Origin of the sequence: Pseudomonas sp. PDM31 (genome assembly GCF_019218965.1) — a bacterium.
In the GTDB taxonomy this organism is placed as follows: Bacteria; Pseudomonadota; Gammaproteobacteria; order Pseudomonadales; family Pseudomonadaceae; genus Aquipseudomonas.
The window spans coordinates 314,102-337,235 of record NZ_JAHUWS010000005.1 but is presented as its reverse complement, the minus strand read 5'-3'; the positions used below and the strand labels follow the sequence as shown (position 1 = coordinate 337,235).

General features: G+C 61.0%; 16 protein-coding genes. 6 read left to right on the top strand and 10 right to left on the bottom strand.

What is annotated here, in order from left to right; genetic code table 11:
- Window positions 1–7: 7 nt before the first annotated feature.
- The 3 genes from KW839_RS12565 to KW839_RS12555 all read right to left on the bottom strand — a co-directional run bounded on the left by KW839_RS12565 (window position 8) and on the right by KW839_RS12555 (window position 3,339).
- Window positions 8–1,219 (bottom strand): NarK/NasA family nitrate transporter, encoded by a 1,212-nt coding sequence (locus KW839_RS12565; RefSeq protein WP_060539811.1) that lies wholly within the window; start codon window positions 1,217–1,219, stop codon window positions 8–10.
- A gap of 317 nt (window positions 1,220–1,536) precedes the next feature.
- The gene (locus KW839_RS12560; protein ID WP_060539810.1) at window positions 1,537–2,112 is read right to left on the bottom strand and encodes an ANTAR domain-containing response regulator; all 576 of its coding nucleotides are present in this window, start codon (window positions 2,110–2,112) and stop codon (window positions 1,537–1,539) included.
- A 15-nt stretch (window positions 2,113–2,127) separates the two neighbouring features.
- Window positions 2,128–3,339 (bottom strand): CmpA/NrtA family ABC transporter substrate-binding protein, encoded by a 1,212-nt coding sequence (locus KW839_RS12555; protein ID WP_218424517.1) that lies wholly within the window; start codon window positions 3,337–3,339, stop codon window positions 2,128–2,130.
- 229 nt (window positions 3,340–3,568) lie between these two features.
- Here KW839_RS12555 and KW839_RS12550 point away from each other — a divergent pair, with 229 nt between their 5' ends.
- Window positions 3,569–4,588 carry a quinone-dependent dihydroorotate dehydrogenase gene (locus KW839_RS12550; protein ID WP_060539808.1) on the top strand — a complete coding sequence of 340 codons (1,020 nt, stop codon included), beginning with the start codon at window positions 3,569–3,571 and terminating at the stop codon, window positions 4,586–4,588.
- Window positions 4,589–4,777: 189 nt separating this feature from the next.
- Here KW839_RS12550 and rmf read toward each other — a convergent pair whose 3' ends face one another.
- The gene (gene rmf, locus KW839_RS12545) at window positions 4,778–4,993 is read right to left on the bottom strand and encodes a ribosome modulation factor (protein ID WP_003223300.1); all 216 of its coding nucleotides are present in this window, start codon (window positions 4,991–4,993) and stop codon (window positions 4,778–4,780) included.
- Window positions 4,994–5,522: 529 nt separating this feature from the next.
- Between rmf and rlmKL the strand changes: the two genes are divergently transcribed.
- A complete protein-coding gene (rlmKL, locus tag KW839_RS12540; protein ID WP_060539807.1) occupies window positions 5,523–7,793 on the top strand; it encodes a bifunctional 23S rRNA (guanine(2069)-N(7))-methyltransferase RlmK/23S rRNA (guanine(2445)-N(2))-methyltransferase RlmL in 2,271 nt (756 codons plus the stop codon).
- A gap of 142 nt (window positions 7,794–7,935) precedes the next feature.
- Here the strand turns inward: rlmKL and dacB are convergent, their stop codons facing one another.
- Complete coding sequence (gene dacB, locus KW839_RS12535; RefSeq protein ID WP_060539806.1) at window positions 7,936–9,396, bottom strand: D-alanyl-D-alanine carboxypeptidase/D-alanyl-D-alanine-endopeptidase; 1,461 nt, start codon at window positions 9,394–9,396, stop codon at window positions 7,936–7,938.
- A gap of 233 nt (window positions 9,397–9,629) precedes the next feature.
- Between dacB and KW839_RS12530 the strand changes: the two genes are divergently transcribed.
- On the top strand, window positions 9,630–9,974 hold the full coding sequence (locus tag KW839_RS12530; RefSeq protein ID WP_007971486.1) for a YggL family protein: 345 nt from the start codon (window positions 9,630–9,632) through the stop codon (window positions 9,972–9,974).
- A gap of 160 nt (window positions 9,975–10,134) precedes the next feature.
- Here the strand turns inward: KW839_RS12530 and KW839_RS12525 are convergent, their stop codons facing one another.
- Complete coding sequence (locus KW839_RS12525) at window positions 10,135–11,328, bottom strand: benzoate/H(+) symporter BenE family transporter (protein ID WP_218424516.1); 1,194 nt, start codon at window positions 11,326–11,328, stop codon at window positions 10,135–10,137.
- A gap of 255 nt (window positions 11,329–11,583) precedes the next feature.
- Here KW839_RS12525 and KW839_RS12520 point away from each other — a divergent pair, with 255 nt between their 5' ends.
- The gene (locus KW839_RS12520; RefSeq protein ID WP_060539804.1) at window positions 11,584–12,348 is read left to right on the top strand and encodes a GntR family transcriptional regulator; all 765 of its coding nucleotides are present in this window, start codon (window positions 11,584–11,586) and stop codon (window positions 12,346–12,348) included.
- 182 nt (window positions 12,349–12,530) lie between these two features.
- Here the strand turns inward: KW839_RS12520 and guaD are convergent, their stop codons facing one another.
- From guaD to xdhA, 4 genes are all read right to left on the bottom strand, one after another.
- Window positions 12,531–13,835 (bottom strand): guanine deaminase, encoded by a 1,305-nt coding sequence (gene guaD, locus KW839_RS12515; RefSeq protein ID WP_060539803.1) that lies wholly within the window; start codon window positions 13,833–13,835, stop codon window positions 12,531–12,533.
- Between the two features lie 23 nt (window positions 13,836–13,858).
- Window positions 13,859–14,716, bottom strand: a complete 858-nt coding sequence (gene xdhC, locus KW839_RS12510) for a xanthine dehydrogenase accessory protein XdhC (protein ID WP_060539802.1) — start codon at window positions 14,714–14,716, stop codon at window positions 13,859–13,861.
- Window positions 14,717–14,862: 146 nt separating this feature from the next.
- The gene (xdhB, locus tag KW839_RS12505) at window positions 14,863–17,262 is read right to left on the bottom strand and encodes a xanthine dehydrogenase molybdopterin binding subunit (protein WP_218424515.1); all 2,400 of its coding nucleotides are present in this window, start codon (window positions 17,260–17,262) and stop codon (window positions 14,863–14,865) included.
- A complete protein-coding gene (gene xdhA / locus KW839_RS12500; protein WP_218424514.1) occupies window positions 17,255–18,709 on the bottom strand; it encodes a xanthine dehydrogenase small subunit in 1,455 nt (484 codons plus the stop codon). The genes xdhB and xdhA overlap by 8 nt, the downstream gene beginning before the upstream one ends.
- A 267-nt stretch (window positions 18,710–18,976) precedes the next feature.
- Between xdhA and KW839_RS12495 the strand changes: the two genes are divergently transcribed.
- Both KW839_RS12495 and smc read left to right on the top strand, forming a co-directional pair.
- Window positions 18,977–19,636, top strand: coding sequence for a GntR family transcriptional regulator (locus KW839_RS12495; protein ID WP_060539915.1), 660 nt, complete (start codon window positions 18,977–18,979; stop codon window positions 19,634–19,636).
- Between the two features lie 2 nt (window positions 19,637–19,638).
- Entirely contained in the window at window positions 19,639–23,127 is a 3,489-nt protein-coding gene (gene smc / locus KW839_RS12490; protein WP_060539799.1) for a chromosome segregation protein SMC, read from the top strand.
- The last annotated feature ends 7 nt before the right edge of the window (window positions 23,128–23,134 follow it).

Here is a 23,134-nt window from a genome sequence, read left to right as displayed (position 1 = left end):
GGCAGCGTCAGACCCGCGCCGCGGTTACGGCGGCCGAGCCCCAAGTGGTTCTCCAGCGCCGTTTTACGCCATGCAGGCCGAACCAGGCGAGGATGCCGAGGCTGGCGAACAACCACAGCGCCAGTTGATAGCTGCCGGTGCTCTGCTTGATCGCGCCCATGCCTGCGGCGAGAGCAAACCCGCCGATGCCGCCGGCCATGCCGATCAGGCCGGTCATTACCCCGATTTCCCGACGAAAGCGTTGCGGTACCAACTGGAACACCGCGCCGTTGCCTGCGCCCAAACCGAGCATGGTGCAGACGAAAAGCGCCAGAGCGGCGTAGGAACTTGGCAGATTGAAACCGACCAAGGCAATGCAAGTCGCCGCCACGGTGTACATCGCCAGCAGCGTGCGGATGCCGCCGAAACGGTCAGCCAGGGCACCGCCCAATGGGCGCATCAGGCTGCCACCGAATACGCAGGCAGCGGTATAGTAGCCAGCGGTCACCGGGCTCAGGCCATACTGGTCGTTGAAGTAGCCGGGCAGGGCGCTGGCCAGGCCGATGAAACCGCCGAACGTCACGCTGTAGAAAAACATGAACCACCAGCTGTCGCGGTCACCCAGTGCCTTGAAGTAGTCGGCCATGGATTTGGCTTTGGGCCGCTCGGGCGCATTTTTCGCCAGCCAGGCGAAAACGATCAGGGTCAGGATCAGCGGAATCAGGGCAAAGCCGAACACATTGCTCCAACCGAATGCCGCCGCCAGCACCGGGGCGATCAAGGCTGCCAATACGGTGCCCGAATTGCCGGCACCGGCGATACCCAGGGCCTTGCCTTGATGCTGCGGTGGATACCATTGCGACGCCAGGGGCAGGGCGACAGCGAACGACGCACCGGCCATGCCCAGGAACAGGCCCAGCAACAGGGCTTGCTCGTAACTGTGGATGCCGAGTTTCCATGCGACGAACAGGGCGCAGATGACGATCACCTGGCCGATCAGCCCGGCAGTCTTTGGCGACAGGCGATCGGCCAGCATCCCCATGATAAAGCGCAATATGGCACCGGCCAGGATCGGCGTGGCCACCACCAGGCCTCGTTGTTGCGTGGTCAGGTGCAAGTCAGCGGCAATCTGCACCGCCAGTGGGCCGAGCAGATACCAGACCATGAAGCTCAGGTCGAAATAGAGAAAGGCCGCGAACAATGTCGGGGTATGGCCGGATTTCCAGAAGCTTGAATTCATCGCGCACCTCAGCTGTGAAGAGTCTCGAGAAGGAGTCAGGAGCTTGCAGGTGGGGCGCCTGTGGGCTGCACCACCGACCCCGAGCTGTGGGGCCAGAACGAAAAAACGCCGCCACCCGATTCGCCTTGGGCAAACGGGGTGAGCGACGTCTTTGTCGTAGGTGGGGCAACCGCCGTTGGTTACCTGTGGTTATTGCTTAGCCAGATTTGTGCCAACAGGTGGGGCTGAGGTGCGTCCTTCGCGAGCAAGCCCGCTCCCACTGGGAAAAATGTGGGAGTGGGCTTGCTCGCGAGGGGCAGGACATCCACCACAAGGCTTCAGCCCAACAACTCACTCATGGCAATGATCTGCTCCGCGACCTGAATCAGCTTCTGCTGGCGGCTCATGGCCTGGCGGCGCATCAGGGTGTAGGCCTCTTCCTCGTTGCAGTCCTTCATCTTCATCAGCAGGCCCTTGGCCAGTTCGATGCGCTTGCGCTCGGCCAGTTGCTGGTCGCGGGCATGCAATTGAGCGCGCAGGGCCTGATCGCTTTCAAAACGCGCCATGGCTACGTCGAGAATGGGCTGCAAACGCTGTGCGTGAATGCCTTCGACGATGTAGGCACTGACCCCGGACTTGATGGCCTGGCGCATCACGCCGGGGTCGTGCTCGTCGGTGAACATCACAATTGGCCGGGGCTGGTCGCGGGTCACCAGCACCACTTGCTCCATGACATCGCGCCCCGGTGACTCGGTATCGATCAGGATCACGTCCGGACGCACCGTTTCGACGCGTTCGGGCAGGTCGATGGTCAGGCCTGATTCGTCGATCACCTCGAACCCGGCTTCCGTCAGTGCCGCTTTCAGCCGCCCGACTTTCTTCGCCGTGTCGTTGATCAGCAGGATTCGCAACATATTTGCAGTCTCCTGTCAGTGGCTGGCGAGCAGCGGCGTGCTGTCGCTCATCGCGTGCAGCTTGAAACCACGGGCATAACCGGCCGGGTCTGTGCCGTCCCATATTTTGCCGTCAATCAACTGGCTGCGGCGCATTTCCTTGTCCGTGGCGGCAACGCCGACGGCATCGGCGGCCTGCCGATACAGGTCCAGTTGCTGCACCTGTCGGGCTACGGCAAGGTAGTCCGGATCGTCGCGCAATAACCCCCAGCGGCGGAATTGGGTCATGAACCACATGCCATCGGACAGGTACGGCAGATTGACCTCGCCATTGGCGTGGAACCGCAGGGCGTGCGGGTCCTGCCAGCGGTTGCCGAGACCATCGGCATAGTCGCCGAGCAGGCGCGGCTCGATAAACTCCAGTGGCGTGTCGAGGTATTGCGCGGCGCTGAGCAACTGCGCCGTGCTGCGACGGTTTTCCTGGCTTTGCTCGATAAACCGACTGGCTTGCAGAATCGCCATCACCAGCGCCCGCGCGGTATTGGGGTATTGCTCGACGAAAGTACGGGTGCAAGCAAGGACTTTTTCCGGGTGATCGGGCCAGATCGCCTGGCTGGTGGTCAGGGTAAAACCGAGATCCTGTTGCACCGCGCTGGCGGACCAGGGCTCGCCGACGCAGAAACCGTCGATACGCCCTGCTTGCAGGTGCGCGATCATTTGCGGTGGCGGCACTACCACGCTATCGACATCCTGCAATGGGTGAATGCCCTGGCTGGCGAGCCAGTAATACAGCCACATGGCGTGAGTGCCGGTGGGGAAGGTCTGGGCGAAGGTGAGTTTTGAGCGAGTTTGGTGCACGTGCCGCTCGAGTGCTTCAGGACTGCTCACACCCTGCGTCTGCAATCCGTGGGAGAGATTGATGCTCTGGCCATTCTGGTTGAGGCCCATCAGCACCGCCATGTCCGTCGCCGCCACGCCGCCGATACCCAGGTGCACGGCATACACCAGGCCGTACAGGCTGTGGGCGGCATCCAGTTCGCCGCTGACCAGCTTGTCCCGCAGGCCGGCCCAGGAGGATTGGCGCTTGAGGTTAAGGGTCAGCCCATAGGGTTGGGCAAAGCCCTGGGTGGCGGCGACCACAACCGATGCGCAATCGCTGAGGGCCATGAAACCGAGATTGATTTCGGTCTTTTCCGGGGCGTCGCTGCCGTTGACCCAGGCCAAGGGGGTGGTTGAGGGTTCGTTCATTGCTATGGCACCTTCAAAAAAAAGGCATCGCCCCAGGCCACTGCGTCCGCCAGGCCGGGTGACGACGCCATCGTCCTTGCACCTATCCCGCCATTGGCAAGGGTGCTGATTCCGGTAGAGGTGCAAGGCATATGCCATCGCGGGCTGATTTTCTCGTGCGCCTCGCTTGCAACCCTGATGCGCGGCTATAATCTGCCCCACTTTTCGTAGCCCTGAGTCCGACCTGCCCATGTACACCCTGGCCCGTCAGCTGTTGTTCAAACTTTCCCCGGAAACTTCCCACGATCTGTCCCTGGACCTGATCGGCGCAGGAGGACGCCTGGGGCTCAACAGCTTGTTGTGCAAGGCGCCGGCGAAGGTCCCGGTGAACGTCATGGGCCTGGACTTCCCCAACCCGGTGGGTCTGGCGGCCGGCCTGGACAAGAACGGCGCGGCCATCGACGGCTTCGCGCAACTGGGTTTCGGTTTTGTCGAAATCGGCACCATCACCCCGCGTCCACAGCCAGGCAATCCGAAACCGCGGTTGTTCCGCTTGCCGGAAGCCGAGGCGATCATCAATCGCATGGGCTTCAACAACCTTGGTGTCGATCACCTGCTGGCCCGAGTGGCGGCAGCCAAGTACAAGGGCGTGCTGGGCATCAACATCGGCAAGAACTTCGATACCCCGGTCGAGCGTGCGGTCGACGACTACCTGATCTGCCTGGACAAGGTCTACGCCCACGCCAGCTATGTGACGGTAAACGTCAGCTCGCCGAACACCCCGGGCCTGCGCAGCCTGCAATTTGGCGACTCTCTCAAGCAATTGCTCGCCGACCTGGCCGAGCGCCGCGCGGAGCTGGCGCTGCGCCATGGCAAACATGTACCGCTGGCGATCAAGATTGCGCCGGACATGACCGATGAAGAAACCGCGCAAGTTGCCCAGGCACTGATCGAAACCGGCATGGACGCGGTCATCGCCACCAACACTACCCTGAGCCGCGTAGGCGTCGAAGGCATGGAGTTTGGTGATGAGGCGGGTGGTTTGTCTGGCGCCCCGGTTCGCGACAAGAGCACCCACACGGTGAAAGTGCTGGCGGCGCAATTGGGTGGGCAGTTGCCGATCATCGCGGCGGGCGGCATTACCGAAGGCCGACACGCGGCGGAGAAAATCAGCGCGGGTGCGAGCCTGGTGCAGATCTACTCGGGTTTCATCTACAAAGGCCCGGCGTTGATTCGCGAATCCGTGGACGCCATCGCCGCCTTGCGCTGATCGCTTGGAGGAGCGTAATGCTGTTCACTCAAGCCCCCTCGCCACAATAGTTTGCCGCTGAGTTTTTGGCAGGCACAAAAAAGGGCTCCTTTAAGGAGCCCCTGGGCCGAAGCCCGCCGTCCGGATGGGACGTGCGTGGTTAATTCGATACTGATTCAGATTGTCGTGTCGGAGTGTTGTGCCCTGTGTTTAGCCGACGGCGTGAAGTTCGTTGAGTCTATGGATTCCCGCAGTGCCGGTCATACCGTCCCAGTTGTCGCCGCGTCCTTCTCGCCAGCCGTTAATCCAGGCTTGACGTACCGACGGTAGAGTAAATGGGCAAAGCTCACGGGATTTGCCACCAACGCCATATTGATATCCGCGCAAAAATGCTCTTTCCAACGGATCACGCTTAAGTCTTCTCATAGGGTGTAGCCCTCACTTGTTGACTGTTTTCATCGCGTTGACCTCGATCGAGGTCTGGCAGAAATACTCTGCCGTTGGGGCTCGTTGCCGGCGTGACGAGCCAAGGGTGTTGGCGTCGTTGCGGCGCCAACCTGAGATGAGTTCTAACCAATGCGTCACATCGAGGGAATGATCGTTTTGTCATAAGGAAGTAACGATTAATGTGCTATGGCACTAAGCAACTCGATGTTTAACCCGTCGTTGTGAGCCAAACCCCGGTATGATCGGCCCCCTGCAAAAATGATGGGCTTAATCCTTAGTGAGAATGTCTCCCGTTGCCGAGGGCGATTATTCGACGAAGGGTCGAATTATGTCTTTTTGTGGCATCAACTTTTTTATCTGTCTTTGCATCTAAGCTCATTTAACCCGGGCAGCAAGGGTGGAACGGCACACCTTCGTGCCACGCGGGCGTTCTTCTAGAAAAGCGCCTGATACAAAACCGGACCGGCAATGCGTTGCCCGGTCACTCGCTAAAGGTTCTGGAATTCCCATGTCCGATCGTTTCGAACTCTTCCTCACTTGCCCCAAGGGCCTCGAAGGCCTGCTGATCGAGGAAGCCATCGGGCTTGGCCTTGAGGAAGCGCGTGAGCACACTTCTGCCGTGCGCGGCATGGCCACCATGGAAACCGCTTACCGCCTGTGCCTGTGGTCGCGCCTGGCGAACCGGGTGCTGCTGGTGCTCAAGCGTTTCCCGATGAAGGATGCAGAAGACCTCTATCACGGTGTGCTGGATATCGAGTGGCAAGACCACATGCTCAATGACGGCACCCTGGCCGTCGAATTCAGCGGCCATGGCTCGGGCATCGACAACACCCACTTCGGCGCATTGAAGGTCAAGGATGCGATCGTCGACAAACTGCGCACCCCGCAGGGCGATCGGCCGTCCATTGACAAGCTCAACCCGGACCTGCGCATTCACCTGCGCCTGGATCGCGGCGAGGCGATCCTTTCCCTCGATCTGTCCGGCCACAGCCTTCACCAGCGCGGTTATCGCCTGCAGCAGGGCGCGGCACCGCTGAAGGAAAACCTTGCGGCGGCGATCCTGATCCGTTCCGGCTGGCCACGCATCGCGGCCGAAGGCGGCGCCCTGGCCGACCCGATGTGTGGTGTCGGTACGTTCCTGGTGGAGGCGGCGATGATTGCCGCCGATATCGCGCCGAACCTGCGCCGCGAGCAATGGGGCTTCACCGCCTGGCTGGGCCACGTTCCAGCGCTGTGGAAAAAACTCCATGAAGAAGCCTCCGAGCGTGCCGCTGCCGGCCTGGCCAAGCCACCGCTGTGGATTCGTGGCTACGAAGCCGACCCGCGCCTGATTCAGCCAGGACGTAACAACGTCGAACGCGCCGGCCTGAGCGAGTGGATCAAGATCTACCAGGGCGAAGTGGCGACGTTCGAGCCGCGCCCGGACCAGAACCAGAAAGGCCTGGTGATCTGCAACCCTCCGTATGGCGAGCGCCTGGGCGACGAGGCGAGCCTGCTCTACCTCTACCAGAACCTTGGCGAACGCCTGCGTCAGGCCTGCCTGAACTGGGAGGCGGCGGTGTTTACCGGCGCACCGGATCTGGGCAAGCGCATGGGCATCCGCAGCCACAAACAGTATTCGTTCTGGAACGGCGCGTTGCCGTGCAAGCTGTTGCTGATCAAGGTGCTGCCGGATCAGTTCGTCACCGGCGAACGTCGTACACCGGAGCAGCGCCAGGTCGAGCGCGAGCAGGCGGCCTACGATCAGGCCCCAAGCGAGCCGCAAGAGCGCAAGTACAACAAAAACGGCAACCCGATCAAACCGACGCCAGCACCGGCACCGGTGATCGAGCAGCCACGCCTGAGCGAAGGCGGGCAGATGTTTGCCAATCGCCTGCAGAAGAACCTCAAGGCCATGGGCAAGTGGGTCAAGCGTGAAGGCATCGACTGCTATCGCGTCTACGATGCCGACATGCCGGAATACTCCATGGCCATCGACCTGTATCACGACTGGGTCCACGTTCAGGAATACGCCGCACCGAAATCCATCGATCCGGAAAAGGCCTCGGCGCGCATGTTCGATGCCCTGGCTGCAATTCCCCAGGCCTTGAACATCGACAAGAGCCGCGTGGTGGTCAAGCGCCGCGAGCGTCAGAGCGGCACCAAACAGTACGAGCGTCAGGCGGCACAGGGCAAATTCGTCGAGGTCAACGAAGGTGGCATCAAGCTGCTGGTCAACCTCACCGATTACCTCGACACCGGCTTGTTCCTCGACCACAGGCCGATGCGCATGCGCATCCAGAAAGAAGCCGCGGGCAAACGCTTCCTCAACCTGTTCTGCTACACCGCGACCGCCAGCGTGCATGCCGCCAAGGGTGGCGCGCGCAGCACCACCAGTGTCGACCTGTCGAAAACCTATCTGGACTGGGCGCGGCGCAACCTGTCGCTGAACGGTTTCTCCGACAAGAACCGCCTGGAGCAGGGCGATGTGATGGCCTGGCTCGAAGCCAGCCGTGACGAGTACGAGCTGATCTTCATCGACCCGCCGACGTTTTCCAACTCCAAGCGTATGGAAGGTGTGTTTGACGTGCAACGCGACCAGGTGCAACTGATCGACCTGGCCATGGCCCGTCTGGCGCCCGGTGGAGTGCTGTATTTCTCCAACAACTTCCGCAAGTTCGAGCTGGAGCCGAACCTCAGCGAGCGCTATGCGGTGGAAGAAATCACTGCCAAGACCATCGACCCGGATTTTGCTCGTAACGCCAAGATCCATCGTGCCTGGAAAATCATGGCGCGTTAATCAGCCGAGCGCGGCCCTCTGACCCACTGTGGGAGCGAGCCTGCTCGCGATGAACTCAAGAACACCGCGGGGAACCAGATTCCCCGCGTTATCGTTAATGACCATCGCGAGCAGGCTCGCTCCTACAGTGGTTCGGGGGTGCTTACAGAGTCGAGGCGGTCTGTGCCAGCTTTGGCTGGCGATACAGGTCCAGCAGCACCTGATCGAGTACTGACGAAGCGCCAAACGGTGCCTTGTCGTTGAGGATCGCTACCACCGCCCAGGTATTGCCGTTGACGTCGCGGCTGAAGCCGGCGATCGCCCGCACGGTATTCAGGGTGCCGGTCTTGACGTGGGCTTCACCGCGCATCGCGGTGGTCTTCAGGCGTTTGCGCATGGTGCCGTCGGTGCCGGCAATCGGCATCGAGCTGATGTACTCGGCGGCATACGGGCTGTGCCAGGCGGCTTCGAGCATCGAGGCCATTTCGCGGGCGCTGACCCGTTCGGCACGGGACAGGCCGGAGCCGTTCTCCATCACCAGGTGCGGCGCGGTGATGCCTTTCTTTGCCAGCCACTGGCGCACGACACGCTGGGCCGCCTTGGCGTCATCGCCGTCGGCGTCGGTGCGGTAGCGTTGGCCAAGGCTCAGGAACAGCTGCTGGGCCATGGTGTTGTTACTGTATTTGTTGATGTCACGGATGATTTCCGCCAGGTCCGGGGAAAACGCACGGGCCAGCAACTTGGCGCTTTTAGGTGTTGGCGCCAGCACATCCTTGCCCTGGATGCTGCCACCCAGTTCCTTCCAGATCGCGCGCACGGCACCGGCGGTGTAAGTCGCGTGGTCGAGCAGCGACAGGTAGGTCTGCGAGCTGCAGCCTTCAGCGAGTTGGCCGCCGACCGTCACGGTCATGGTGCCATCGGCCTGGGGGACCGGGTTGTAACGCACGCCACCGGTGCATTGCTTGCCGTTGATGGCTTTGACCTGGTTGTCGATGCGGATGCTGGCAATCGGTGGTTCCACCGAGATCAGCACCTTGCCCGAGTCATTGCGTGCAACAAAGCGCAGGGCCTTGAGGTTGACCAGCAAGGAGTCGGGTTTGACCAGGAACGGTTTGTTGTCGTCATTGCCGTCGTCGTTGAACTCCGGCAGTTGCGGCTGGACGAAGAAGGTTTTATCCAGCACCAGGTCACCGGTGATCTGCGTGACGCCATTGGCGCGCAGATCGCGCATCAGCAGCCAGAGCTTTTCCATGTTCAGCTTCGGGTCACCGCCACCCTTGAGGTAGAGGTTGCCGTTGAGAATGCCGCCGCTGAGGGTGCCGTCGGTGTAGAACTCGGTTTTCCACTGATGATTCGGGCCGAGCATTTCCAGGGCCGCGTAGGTGGTGACCAGTTTCATGGTCGATGCCGGGTTGACCGACACGTCGGCGTTGTACACGGTCGGGGTACCGGGGCCGGTGAGCGGGATCATCACCAGCGACAGGGCGTTGTCCTGCAGCTTGCTGGCCTTGAGGGCCTTTTCGACATTGGGTGTGAGGGCGGTGTTGATACTGGCGGCGCAAACGGGAAGGGCCAGGGGAAGAAGAAGGCTGGCCAGGAACAAGGGACGCAAAGATTTGATCATCTGTAATAAAACCCTACAGCCAGGGGGAAAAAGACGAGGGCATGAAGATAAATTCCCTCAATGGTCATGAAAGTGTCGGCATTATGCCCCAAGGTGTCCTGACTTGTGCCGTGCCTTGGCCCTCTAATCCGCTATTTTTTTACCGGCGGTAGCAGTCCCGGTCCAGAGAGTCGGGCAATCGGCCGCTTAAACTGCTAAAGTGCCGCCCGTTATTACTTAAGAGGATTGTTCCAATGGCGACTAACCGTTCCCAGCGTCTGCGCAAAAAATTGTGCGTCGATGAATTTCAAGAGCTGGGTTTCGAACTGAACCTGGATTTCAAAGAAGATTTGGCTGATGAAGCCATTGATGCTTTCCTCGACGCGTTCCTCAAAGAAGCCATGGAAGCCAACGGTCTGGGTTATGTTGGCGGCGACGACTACGGTCTGGTTTGCCTGCAGAAGCGTGGCTCGGTCAGCGCTGAACAGCGCGCTGCCGTTGAAGCCTGGCTCAAAGGCCGCACCGAGCTGACCAGCGTTGAAGTCAGCCCGCTGCTGGACGTCTGGTACCCGGAAAAGCCGATCAATCCGGTAGCTTGATGTTCTAAAAAAACGGCGACCCGAGGGTCGCCGTTTTTTTGCTTTTTTTCTGTAGGAGCGAGCACGCTCACGATGGTCGTCAACGATAACGCTGGAAACCTGACACCCCCGCGGCGCTCTCAGGTTCATCGTCGGAACGCCGCCCGGAGCACGCTCGTTCCTACAGGGCCTTGCGCCAATTCAGAATCAACAACGTCAAAACCCCCGCCACAATCCCCCAGAATGCCGAACCGATGGAAAACAGCGTCAACCCCGATGCCGTGACCATGAAGGTAATCAGCGCTGCTTCGCGCTCCTTCACTTCGCTCATCGCAATGCTCAAACCGTTGATGATCGATCCGAACAGTGCCAGCGCGGCGATCGACAGCACCAGTTCCTTGGGCAATGCGGCAAACAACGCCGCCAGCGTTGCGCCAAACACCCCGGCGATCCCGTAGAAAATCCCGCACCAGACCGCAGCCGTGTAGCGTTTGTTGCGATCCTCGTGAGCGTGCGGCCCGGTGCAGATGGCCGCACTGATCGCCGCCAGGTTGATCCCGTGGGAGCCGAATGGCGCCAGTAACAATGAGGCGATACCGGTGCTGGTAATCAGTGGCGAGGCCGGCACGTTGTAGCCGTCGGCGCGCAGTACGGCGATGCCGGGCATGTTCTGCGAGGTCATGGCCACCACGAACAGCGGGATGCCGATGCTGATCGTTGCGGCCAGGGAGAAGTGTGGCGTGGTCCAGACAGGTGTGGCCACTTCCAGATGGAAACCGCTGAAATCCAGCAGCCCCATGAACCCTGACAATGCCGTGCCGATCAGCAGGGCGGCCAGTACGGCGTAGCGAGGCGACAGGCGTTTCACGACCAGGTAAGTGAAGAACATGGCCAACACCAGCGCGGTGCGATGCTGGGCAGCGACGAAAATCTCGCTGCCGATCTTGAACAGAATCCCCGCCAGCAGGGCCGCGGCCAACGAGGCCGGGATCTTCTTGACCAAGCGTTCGAAACTGCCGGTCAGCCCACAAATGATCACTAGCAGCGCACAGGTAATGTAGGCGCCGATGGCTTCGCCGTAGGTCACGCCGCCCAGGCTGGTGATCAGCAGGGCCGCACCAGGCGTCGACCAGGCGATGGTGATGGGGGTGCGATAGCGCAGGGACAGGCCGATGGAGCACACCGCCATGCCGATGGAAATCGCCCAGATCCACGAGGAAATCTGCCCGCTGGTCAGGCCAGCTGCTTGCCCGGCCTGGAACATCAGCACCAGCGAACTGGTGTAACCGGTCATCATGGCGATGAAACCGGCGACGATGGCCGAGGGCGATGTGTCGGCCAGGGGGCGCAATTGCGTGTGGGTGGCGTCGTTCATGACGGGGGTGTTCCTATGCAGGTGAAGATTTCCGCAGCAACACTGAACCTTGTGGGAGCGGATTGTGCGATAAAGCCTAAACTCAAAAGTAACCCGACGTTGCAATACAGCCGAGGTGACATTCAGCCGTACAGTCGTGTTGCCACCATTCATTGTGTACAATCGCGGTGTTATTTACGCGATACTTGCCAGCGACCCACTGTGCCGTATTACAGTCACCGTCAATTCGCCGCAGTTCTCCCGACTCGAGTGCCCATGAACGAACAGTTGCAGCCCCTAAAGAAACAACCGCGAGCAGGCAAAGCCGGTCGCAGCGGTACCCAGGACGATATTGTCTACGCACATATCTTCGAGGCCATCCTCGAACAGCGCCTGGCGCCCGGCACCAAGTTGAGCGAAGAAGCGCTGGGGGAAATTTTCGGGGTCAGTCGCACCATCATTCGCCGCGCGCTGTCGCGCCTGGCCCATGAAAGCGTGGTACTGCTGCGACCCAATCGCGGCGCCGTCGTCGCAAGCCCGAGTGTTGAAGAGGCGCGCCAGGTGTTTTTCTCCCGGCGTCTGGTGGAGCGAGCAATCACCGAGCTGGCTGTTTTGCACGCCACCGCCGAGCAGATCGCCGAGTTGCGGCAGATGGTCAACGACGAGCGCGACAGCTTCTCCCGTGGCGATCGTGGTGCCGGTATCCGTCTGTCGGGCGAGTTCCACCTGAAACTGGCCGAAGCGGCGAAAAACGCGCCGTTGATCAGCTTCCAGCGCAGCCTGGTGTCCCAGACTTCGTTGATCATCGCCCAATACGAAAGCGGTAACCGTTCCCACTGCTCTTATGACGAACACACCCAACTGATCGATGCGATTGAGGCCCGGGACGCTGAGCTGGCAGTGAGCCTGATGATGCATCACATGGATCACATCGACAGCAAACTCAACCTCGACGAAGAAAGCGCGTCGGATGATTTGCATGCGGTGTTTTCGCATTTGCTGCAGACCAAGAAGCCAGGGCGGTCGACCGCCAAGTTATAGGTGGGACCGAGTCGCGCCTTTCGCGAGCAAGCCCGCTCCCACATTGGTTCTATGTCGTGCACAAGTATTGTGTTCGGTGCAGCTCAATTGTGGGAGCGGGCTTGCTCGCGAAGACGGTCTGACAGGCAATAAAAATCCCCCGGGCTGAAAAGCGGCGGGGGATTTTTTATGCCCGAAAAACCTTAACGCTGATGCACCAGATTCCCCGCTGCATAGGTCTGCAGTACCGTCCGGTCATCCCCCAGGGTCATCAACACAAACAACGTCTCGGCAATGTTTTTGGCTTGCTGCAAGCGATACCCAAGCAGTGGCGTGGCGTTGTAGTCGAGCACCAGGAAATCTGCGTCGGTGCCCGGCAACAGGGTACCGATCTTGTCTTCCAGGCGCAGTGCCCGCGCACCGCCGAGGGTCGCCAGGTACAGGGATTTGAACGGGCTCAGGCGCGCACCTTGCAGCTGCATGACCTTGTAGGCTTCGTTCAACGTCTGCAGCAACGAGAAGCTGGTGCCGCCACCCACGTCGGTGCCCAGGCCGACATTGACTTTGTGCTTCTCGGCCATCGGCAGGTTGAACAGGCCGCTGCCGAGGAAAAAGTTCGAAGTCGGGCAGAACGAGATCGCCGAACCGGTTTCGGCCAGTCGCGCGCATTCGGCGTCGCACAGGTGCACGCCATGGGCGAACACCGAGCGTTCACCGAGCAACTGGTAGTGATCGTAGACGTCCAGGTAGCCCTTGCGCTCCGGAAACAGCTCCTTGACCCACTCGATTTCCTTGAGGTTTTCGCTGATGTGGGTCTGCATGTACAGATCCGGGTATTCAGTCAGCAACTGGCCAGCCAGGGTCAACTGTTCCGGCGTGCTGGTGGGCGCGAAGCGCGGGGTGACCGCGTAGTGCAGGCGGCCCTTGCCGTGCCAGCGCTCAATCAGCGTTTTGCTTTCGAGGTAGCTGGATTCGGCGGTGTCGGTCAGGTAGTCCGGGGCGTTGCGGTCCATCATCACCTTGCCGGCGATCATCCGCAGGTCGAGCTGCTCGGCGGCTTCGAAGAACGAGTTCACCGATTGCGGATGCACGCTGCCGAAGACTAGCGCGGTGGTGGTGCCGTTGCGCAACAGTTCCTTGATGAAAATATCCGCGACCTGGTCGGCATGGGCCTTGTCGGCGAACTGGCTTTCGCAGGGGAAGGTGTAGGTGTTCAGCCAGTCCAGCAGTTGCTCGCCGTAGGCGCCGACCATGCCGGTTTGCGGCAGGTGAATGTGGGTGTCGATGAAGCCCGGAGTGATCAGCGCATCCTGGTAATGGGTGATCTCGATGTCCGCCGGCAGGGTCGGCAGCAGTTCGCTGGCGTGGCCCAGGGCGCTGATCTGGCCGTTGTCGACCACCAGCAAGCCGTCTTCAAAGTATTCGTAGGAGGCTTCGATGCCGACTTCGGCAGGGTCGGCGATGCTGTGCAGGATGGCGGCACGGTAGGCTTTGCGAGTCAGAGGCATGGTCATTCTCTAATATGAGGCAGTCAGTTCGACGCTTTCAGGTTGGCGGCCTGGCTGCGGCGTGACACGGGCAACAGTTTGGCAATCGGTTCGGCGCTGGCGCTGTGCTGGCCGAAACTGGCGTTATAGGTGGCGATGATTTCGCCGGCGATGGAGATGGCAATTTCCACGGGCAACTTGCCTTTGACTTCACCGATGCCCATCGGGCAGCGCATGCGTTGCACGACACTGCTGTCGAAACCGCGGTCGCGCAGGCGATGTTCGAACTTCACCCGCTTGGTCTTCGAGCCGATAAGGCCGAAGTAGGCGAAATCGTTGCGCTTGAGGATGGCGGCAGTGAGTTCAAGGTCCAGCTGGTGGTTGTGGGTCATGACGATGCAGTAGCTGCCGACGGGCAGGTCGTCGATTTCGTCTACCGGTTCTTCGCTGACGATCTTGCGCACGCCATGGGGAATCTGCTCGGGGAATTGGTCTTCACGCGAGTCGATCCAGCGCACCCGGCAGGGCAGGCTGGCCAGCAATGGCACCAATGCGCGACCGACATGGCCGGCGCCGAACACGGCAATTTGCGCCTGGACCTGGCCCATCGGTTCGAACAGCAGCACGGTGGCGCCGCCGCAGCACTGGCCCAGGCTGGCACCGAGGCTGAAGCGCTCCAGGTGGGTGTCCTGTTTGCCGCTGGCGAGCATGTCGCGGGCGATCTGCATGGCCTTGTATTCCAGGTGCCCGCCACCGATGGTGTCGAAGGCCTGGCGGGCGCTGATGACCATCTTCGAACCGGCATTGCGCGGCGTCGAGCCGAGCTCTTCGATGATGGTCACCAACACGCAGGGTTCACCGCGATTTTGCAGGTCGGCGAGGGCGTCGATCCAGTTGTACATGTTTCACCTCAACATCTCTGTTGTTTGTACCGGCCTCTTCGCGAGCAAGCCCGCTCCCACATTTTGATCTCTGTCGTTCACAAAATTTGTGCCCACTGGAGATCCATTGTGGGAGCGGGCTTGCTCGCGAAGGCCGCACTTCGGTCTCAGAGTGAAGCCAACTCCGGCTCAGCTTCCGCCGCCTTCGCCACCTTCAACTGGCGCATCTGCTCGCATCCCCACAACACCCGCTCCGGCGTCGCCGGCGCGTCGATCTTCGGTTGATGCTTGTAGTCACCCAAACTCGCCACGGCATCCTTGATCGCACACCAGGCGGCGATGCCAAGCATGAACGGCGGCTCACCCACAGCCTTGGAATGAAACACCGTGTCTTCCGGATTCTTGCGGTTTTCCACCAGCTTGACCCGCATGTCCAGCGGCATGTCCGCGACCGCTGGGATCTTGTAGCTGGCCGGGCCGTTGGTCATCAGCTTGCCCTTATTGTTCCAGACCAGCTCTTCCATGGTCAGCCAGCCCATGCCCTGGATGAAACCACCCTCGACCTGGCCGATGTCGATGGCCGGGTTCAGCGAGGCGCCGACGTCGTGGAGGATGTCGGTGCGCAGCATCTTGTATTCGCCGGTCAGGGTGTCGACCAGCACTTCGCAGCACGCCGCGCCAAAGGCGAAGTAGTAGAACGGACGACCACGGGCCTGGCTGCGGTCGTAGTGGATTTTCGGGGTCTTGTAGAACCCTGTGCTCGACAGCGACACCTGGGCGAAATACGCCTGCTGGATCAGTGCCTCGAAGGTCAGGATGTGATCGCGGACCCGCACGTGACCGTTGTGGAATTCCACGTCTTCTTCGCTGACCTTGTATTGCCGCGCTGCGAATTCGACCAGACGTTTCTTGATGGTTTCAGCAGCGTTCTGCGCCGCCTTGCCGTTCAGGTCGGCACCGCTGGAAGCGGCAGTCGGCGAGGTGTTTGGCACCTTGTCGGTGTTGGTGGCGGTGATCTGCACCCGATCCATTTCCACCTGGAACACTTGCGCCACGACTTGCGCGACCTTGGTGTTCAGGCCCTGGCCCATTTCGGTACCACCGTGGTTCAGGTGGATGCTGCCGTCGGTGTAGACGTGCACCAGGGCGCCGGCCTGGTTGAGGAAGCTGGCAGTGAACGAGATGCCGAATTTCACCGGGGTCAGTGCCAGGCCTTTTTTCAGGATCGGGCTGTTGGCGTTGTAGCGACGGATCGCTTCGCGACGCTCGGCGTACTGGCTGCTTTCTTCCAGTTCAGCGGTCATCTCTTCGAGCATGTTGTGCTCGACGGTCTGATAGTAATGGGTGACGTTGCGCTCGGTCTTGCCGTAGTAGTTGGCCTTGCGCACCGCCAGCGGATCGAGGGCCAGGTGACGGGCGATGGCGTCCATCACTTCTTCGATGGCAACCATGCCTTGCGGGCCACCGAAACCACGGTAGGCGGTGTTGGACGCGGTATTGGTCTTGCAGCGGTGACCGTTGATGGTCGCGTCACCGAGGTAGTAGGAGTTGTCGGAATGGAACATCGCCCGGTCGACAATCGACGCCGACAGGTCCGGCGAACAGCCGCAGTTGCCCGCCAGCTCCAGGTTGATGCCATGCAGGCGCCCGGTGCTGTCGAAGCCCACGTCGTACTCGACATAGAACGGATGGCGCTTGCCGGTCATCAGCATGTCTTCGACCCGTGGCAAACGCATCTTGGTCGGTTGGCCGGTCAGGTGTGCAATCACGGCGCACAGGCAGGCCGGGCTCGCCGCCTGGGTTTCTTTGCCGCCGAAACCACCGCCCATGCGGCGCATGTCGACGACGATCTTGTTCATCGACACGTCCAGCACTTCGGCCACCAGTTTCTGCACTTCGGTGGGGTTCTGGGTCGAGCAGTAGACGATCATGCCGCCGTCTTCGGTGGGCATCACCGAAGAGATCTGGGTTTCCAGGTAGAAGTGTTCCTGACCACCAATGTGCAGGGTGCCCTGGATGCGGTGCGCTGCGGTAGAAAGCGCGGTGGCCGAATCGCCACGCTGATGGGTATGGCTGTCGAGCACGAAGTGGCGTTTGCGCAGGGCCTCGACCACGTCCAGCACCGGCTCCAGGTCTTCGTACTCAATGATCGCGGCCATCGCCGCCTTGCGTGCGGTTTCCAGGTCCCTGGCGGCGACGGCAAGTACCGGCTGACCGACAAATTGCACGGTGTCGATCGCCAGCAACGGATCGCCCGGCAGCAATGGGCCGATGTCTTTCAGGCCGGGTACGTCTTCGTGGGTGATGGCAATGCGCACGCCTTCGAAGGCGTAGCACGGCTGGGTATCGATGCTGATGATCCGGGCGTGGGCGCGATCGGACATGCGCGCGTAAACGTGCAGCTGATTGGGAAATTCCAGCCGGTCGTCGATGTACTGCGCTTCACCGGACACGTGCTTGGCGGCGCTGTCGTGCTTGACGCTGCGGCCGACACCAGTGGTCAGGTCCTTGGCGAACAGCTCGGCCAGTTCGGCCTGGGTCTTCTCTACGGCGTGATGATTAGACATAAGCGGTCACCCGGGTCTCGATGTGCGGTGTTTGCAGTTCGATGAAGTATTTGCGCAACAGGTTTTGCGCGCTGAGCAGGCGATATTCCTTGCTGGCGCGGAAGTCCGAGAGTGGTGTGAAGTCTTCGGCAAGGGCTGCGCAGGCGCGTTCCACCGTTGCGTTATTGAATGGTGAACCGAGCAACGCGGTTTCGCAGGCGGCGGCGCGTTTAGGGATGGCTGCCATACCGCCGAACGCTACGCGGGCTTCGGCGACCACACCGTTTTCCAGGCGGATGTTGAAGGCTGCACAGACCGCCGAGATGTCATCGTCCAGACGCTTGGAGACTTTGTAGGCTCGGAACAGTTTTTCAGCACTGGCACGCGGCACGATGATCTTCTCGATGAACTCGCTTTCCTGACGCGCAGTGACGCGGTAATCGATGAAGTAGTCTTCCAGCGCCAGGGTGCGGCGGGTGTCGCCTTTGCACAGCACAATCTGCGCGCCCAGCGCGATCAGCAGCGGTGGCGAGTCACCAATAGGTGAGGCGTTGCCGATGTTGCCGCCCAGGGTGCCCTGATTGCGGATCTGCAGGGACGCGAAGCGTTGCAGCAGTTCACCGAAATCCGGGTACTCGGCCTTCAAGGCCTCGTAGCAATCGGAGAGGGCGGTGGCGGCGCCGATTTCCAGGCGGTCGTCGAAGCGGTCGATGCGCTTCATCTCGGCGACGTTGCCGACGTAGATCATCACCGGCAGGGTGCGGTGGAACTGGGTGACTTCCAGTGCCAGATCGGTCCCGCCGGCCAGCAGGCGGGCTTGTGGATAGGCGTCGTAGAGGTCGGCCAGATCGGCCACGGTCAGCGGCACCAGGCAGCGCTTGTCACCACTGTTGAGCTCACCGATATCGGTCGGGGCGATGGCTTTGAGGCGGGCAATGGTTTCGGTTTCGCGGGCGTCGAACTGGTCCGGCTGTTTGCCGCAGCAGGACTGCTCGGCGGCCTCCAGGATCGGCCGGTAGCCGGTGCAGCGGCAGAGGTTGCCGGCCAGGGCTTCGTGGGCTTTGTGCTGATCCGGTGCATCGCTGTTCTTTTGCAGGGCAAACAGCGACATCACGAAGCCGGGGGTGCAGAAGCCGCATTGCGAACCATGGCATTCCACCATGGCCTTCTGCACGCTGTGCAATTGGCCTTGGTGCTTGAGGTCTTCGACGCTGATCAGTTGTTTGCCGTGCAGGGAGGAGACAAACGTCAGGCACGAGTTGAGGCTGCGATAGTGGATGTGCTCACGGCCTTCGTCATCCGTCTGCAACTCACCGACTACCACTGTGCAGGCACCGCAGTCACCGCTGGCGCAGCCTTCTTTGGTACCGGGTTTGCCCACATGGTCGCGCAGATAATTGAGCACGGTCAGGTTCGGGTCCAGGGCGTGCTCGCTACGGAGTTCCTGGTTTAGTAAAAACTGGATCACGGATGGCCTCGCAGACTCATTATTGTTGTTAACCGATTGAACCGAATTTAGCAGGTCTGACTTTCCGGTCAATGATTTTCTGACTGTGAGGTCAGGAAAGATCGTTTTAGCGGTTAACAACCTGTTTGTTCAGTATTGACCCTGGTTCATCTGCCTGCTTTTTTGCTTGAATCGTGCCAAAAACCACCCGACGGGCACTCCGCCATGGCCTGGCAATTGCGCTACACTGCGCCGCTTGTGCAGATCGAAGAGTTTGAAGGGACAACCATGACGTTCAAGGCGCCGGACAGCCTCGCCGAGCAAATTGCTCACCACCTCGCCGAGCGCATCATTCGTGGCGAAATGAAGCCCGGGGAGCGCATCCAGGAACAGAAGGTCACGCTGGCGCTCAATGTCAGTCGCGGTTCGGTCCGCGAGGCGTTGCTGATCCTCGAGCGACGCCACCTGATCGCCATCCTGCCGCGGCGCGGCGCCCATGTGACCGAGCTCAGTGCGCACAAGGTACAGAGCCTGTGCACGCTGATGAGCGAGATGTACATTCTGCTCGCCAACGCCGTGGCCAGTGGCTGGAAAGCCCAGGCGGACCTGGCGCCCTTCGTGCAGATTCAGCAGCACCTCACGGCCAGCTACGAACGCCAGGACATCCATGCCTTCGTCGATGACAGTTTCAGTGTGATGCGCGCCACGTACTCCTTCGCCAATAACCCGTATCTGCAGGAAACAGTGGAAAATCTGCAACCGGCCATGAGCCGCGCGTATTTTCTCGCCCTGGACCAGCGCAAGGCTTCGATGAGCGAATTCCTCGATCTGTTCGATCGCTTGCTCGCCGCCGTGATCGCCCGTGACGTTGCGCAGATTCGCGAAGTGTTGACGGCTTACACCCAGCGCAGCTGCGATTTGGTGATCTGCGCGCTGACGGACGCCTGAGCGTGCGGCTAAAGTGCATCAAGCTGGCGGGGTTCAAGTCCTTCGTCGACCCGACCACGGTGAACTTCCCCAGTAACATGGCGGCGGTGGTCGGACCCAATGGTTGCGGCAAGTCGAACATCATCGACGCCGTGCGCTGGGTGATGGGCGAAAGCTCGGCCAAAAACCTGCGCGGCGAGTCGATGACAGACGTCATCTTCAACGGCTCGACCAGCCGCAAGCCAGTGAGCCAGGCGAGCATCGAACTGGTGTTCGACAACTCCGACGGCACCTTGCTCGGTGAGTACGCCGCCTACGCGGAAATTTCCATCCGCCGCAAAGTGACCCGCGACAGCCAGACCACCTATTACCTCAACGGCACCAAATGCCGGCGTCGCGACATCACCGACATTTTCCTCGGCACTGGCCTGGGCCCGCGCAGCTACTCGATCATCGAGCAGGGGATGATCTCCAAGCTGATCGAGTCCAAGCCTGAAGACCTGCGCAACTTTATCGAAGAAGCCGCAGGCATTTCCAAGTACAAGGAGCGCCGGCGCGAGACGGAAAACCGCATCCGCCGCACCCACGAAAACCTTGAGCGCCTGACCGATTTGCGCGAAGAGCTTGCGCGTCAGCTCGAACGCTTGCACCGCCAGGCGGAGGCCGCCAAGAAGTATCAGGAATTCAAGGGCGAGGAGCGACAGCTCAAAGCCCAGCTGTCAGCCCTGCGCTGGCAGGCGCTGAACGATCAGGTCGGCCAGCGCGAAGCGATCATCGGCAACCAGGAGGTTTCCTTCGAAGCCCTGGTGGCCGAACAGCGCAATGCCGATGCGAGCATCGAACGCTTGCGCGACGGCCACCACGACCTCTCCGAACGCTTCAATCTGGTGCAGGGGCGCTTCTATTCGGTTGGCGGCGACATCGCCCGGGTCGAGCAGAGTATCCAGCATGGTCAGCAACGCCTGCGCCAGTTGCAGGATGATCTGAAAGAGGCCGAGCGTGCCCGCCTGGAAACCGAATCCCACCTGGGCCACGACCGCACGCTGTTGCTGACCCTGGGCGAAGAGCTGGACATGCTCACGCCCGAGCAGGAAGTCACCAGTGCCGCCGCCGAAGAGGCCGCCGCCGCGCTGGAAGAATCCGAAACCACCATGCATGGCTGGCAGGAGCAGTGGGACACCTTCAACCTCACCGCCGCCGAGCCCCGGCGTCAGGCCGAAGTGCAGCAGTCGCGGATCCAGCAGCTGGAAACCAGCCTGGAGCGCCTGGCCGATCGTCAGAAACGTCTGGGTGAGGAACGCGCCTTGCTGTCGGCCGACCCGGAAGACGCGGCGATCATGGAGCTCAGCGAGCAGCTTGCTGAATCCGAAGCGACGCTCGAGGATTTGCAGACCAGCGAAGAAGCGCAGGTCGAAAAGCTAGAGCAATTACGACAGGAACTGCAGCAGGCGCTGTCGGCGCAACAGCAGGCCCAAGGCGATTTGCAGCGACTCAACGGTCGCCTGGCGTCCCTCGAAGCTCTGCAGCAAGCCGCGCTCGATCCTGGCACCGGCACCGCCGAATGGCTGCGCGAGCAGAACCTGGCGAATCGTCCGCGCCTGGCCGAAGGCCTGAAGGTTGAGGCGGGCTGGGAGCTGGCGGTGGAAACCGTGCTCGGCGCCGACCTGCAAGCGGTGCTGGTGGATGATTTCAACGATTTCGATCTGTCCGGGTTTGCCCAGGGCGATCTGCGCTTGCTGAGTCCCGCCGGCGATGGTGTGCGGGTGCCGGGCAGCCTGCTTGACAAGGTCGAGGCGCAGATTGATCTGTCGCCCTGGCTGGGGCAGGTCAAGCCAGTCGACAGTCTGGAGCAGGCCCTGGCCTTACGCGCTCAACTGGCCGCGGGCCAGAGCCTGATCAGTCGCGACGGTTACTGGGTCGGTCGACACTTCCTGCGTGTGCGCCGGGCCAGCGAAGCGGAAAGCGGTGTGCTGGCCCGTGGTCAGGAAATCCAGCAACTGAGCCTTGAGCGTGAAGAGCGCGAGGCCGCAGTGGAAACACTGGAAGCCCAACTGCAAAACCTGCGGGCGCAACAGCGTCAACAGGAAAACGGCCGCGAGCATTTGCGCCGCCTGCTTCAGGACGAGGCGCGTCAGCAGGGCGAACTCAAGGCGCAGTTGTCCGCCGGCAAAGCCAAGGCCGAGCAGTTGACCCTGCGCCGCACCCGCCTCGACGACGAGCTCATCGAGCTGGACGAGCAGCGCGCCCTGGAGCACGAAAACATCGGCGAGGCCCGCCTGCAATTGCAGGAAGCCCTCGACAGCATGGCCCTGGACACCGAGCAGCGCGAGTTGCTGCTGGCCCAGCGCGATAGCTTGCGCGAGCGCCTTGACCGGGTGCGTCAGGAGGCGCGCCAGCACAAGGATCACGCTCATCAACTGGCCGTGCGCCTGGGCTCGCTCAAGGCCCAGCACGACTCGACGCGCCAGGCGCTCGAGCGGCTGGAAATGCAGTCCGAACGCCTGACCGAAAAGCGCGAGCAATTGAGCCTGAATCTGGAGGAGGGCGAGGCGCCGCTGGAAGAGCTGCGCCTGAAGCTCGAAGAATTGCTCGACAAGCGCATGAGCGTCGACGAAGAGCTCAAGACCGCACAGATCGCTCTCGAAGACGCCGACCGCGAATTGCGCGACGCCGAGAAACGCCGCAACCAGGCCGAGCAGCAATCGCAGCTGATCCGCGGCCAGCTCGAGCAGCAGCGCATGGAATGGCAGGCCCTGACCGTGCGCCGCAAGACTTTGCAGGATCAATTGCTGGAAGACGGTTACGACCTGCATGGCGTGCTCGCCACGCTGACGCCCGAGGCCAGCGAGAAAGACGCCGAAGAAGAGCTTGAGCGCATTGCCGCGCGGATTCAGCGCCTGGGCGCGATCAACCTCGCGGCCATCGACGAATACCAGCAACAATCGGAGCGTAAACGTTATCTGGATGCCCAGGACGCCGATCTGGTCGAAGCCCTCGAGACGCTCGAGAACGTGATTCGCAAGATCGACAAGGAAACCCGCAACCGCTTCAAGGATACCTTTGATCAGATCAACGGCGGTTTACAGGCGCTTTTCCCAAAAGTTTTCGGTGGAGGACGCGCGTATTTGGAACTGACGGGCGAAGATCTACTCGATACAGGGGTGACAATCATGGCGCAACCGCCCGGGAAGAAGAACAGCACCATCCATTTGCTCTCCGGTGGCGAAAAAGCCCTGACCGCATTGGCCCTGGTTTTTGCGATCTTCAAGTTGAACCCGGCGCCGTTCTGCATGCTCGATGAAGTTGACGCACCACTGGATGACGCTAACGTTGGACGCTACGCAAGGCTGGTCAAAGAAATGTCGCAGACGGTGCAATTCATCTACATCACCCACAACAAGATCGCCATGGAAATGGCCGATCAACTGATGGGGGTGACGATGCATGAACCCGGTTGTTCGCGTCTGGTGGCGGTAGATGTCGAGGAGGCGATGGCGATGGTGGACGCCTGAACCGCAG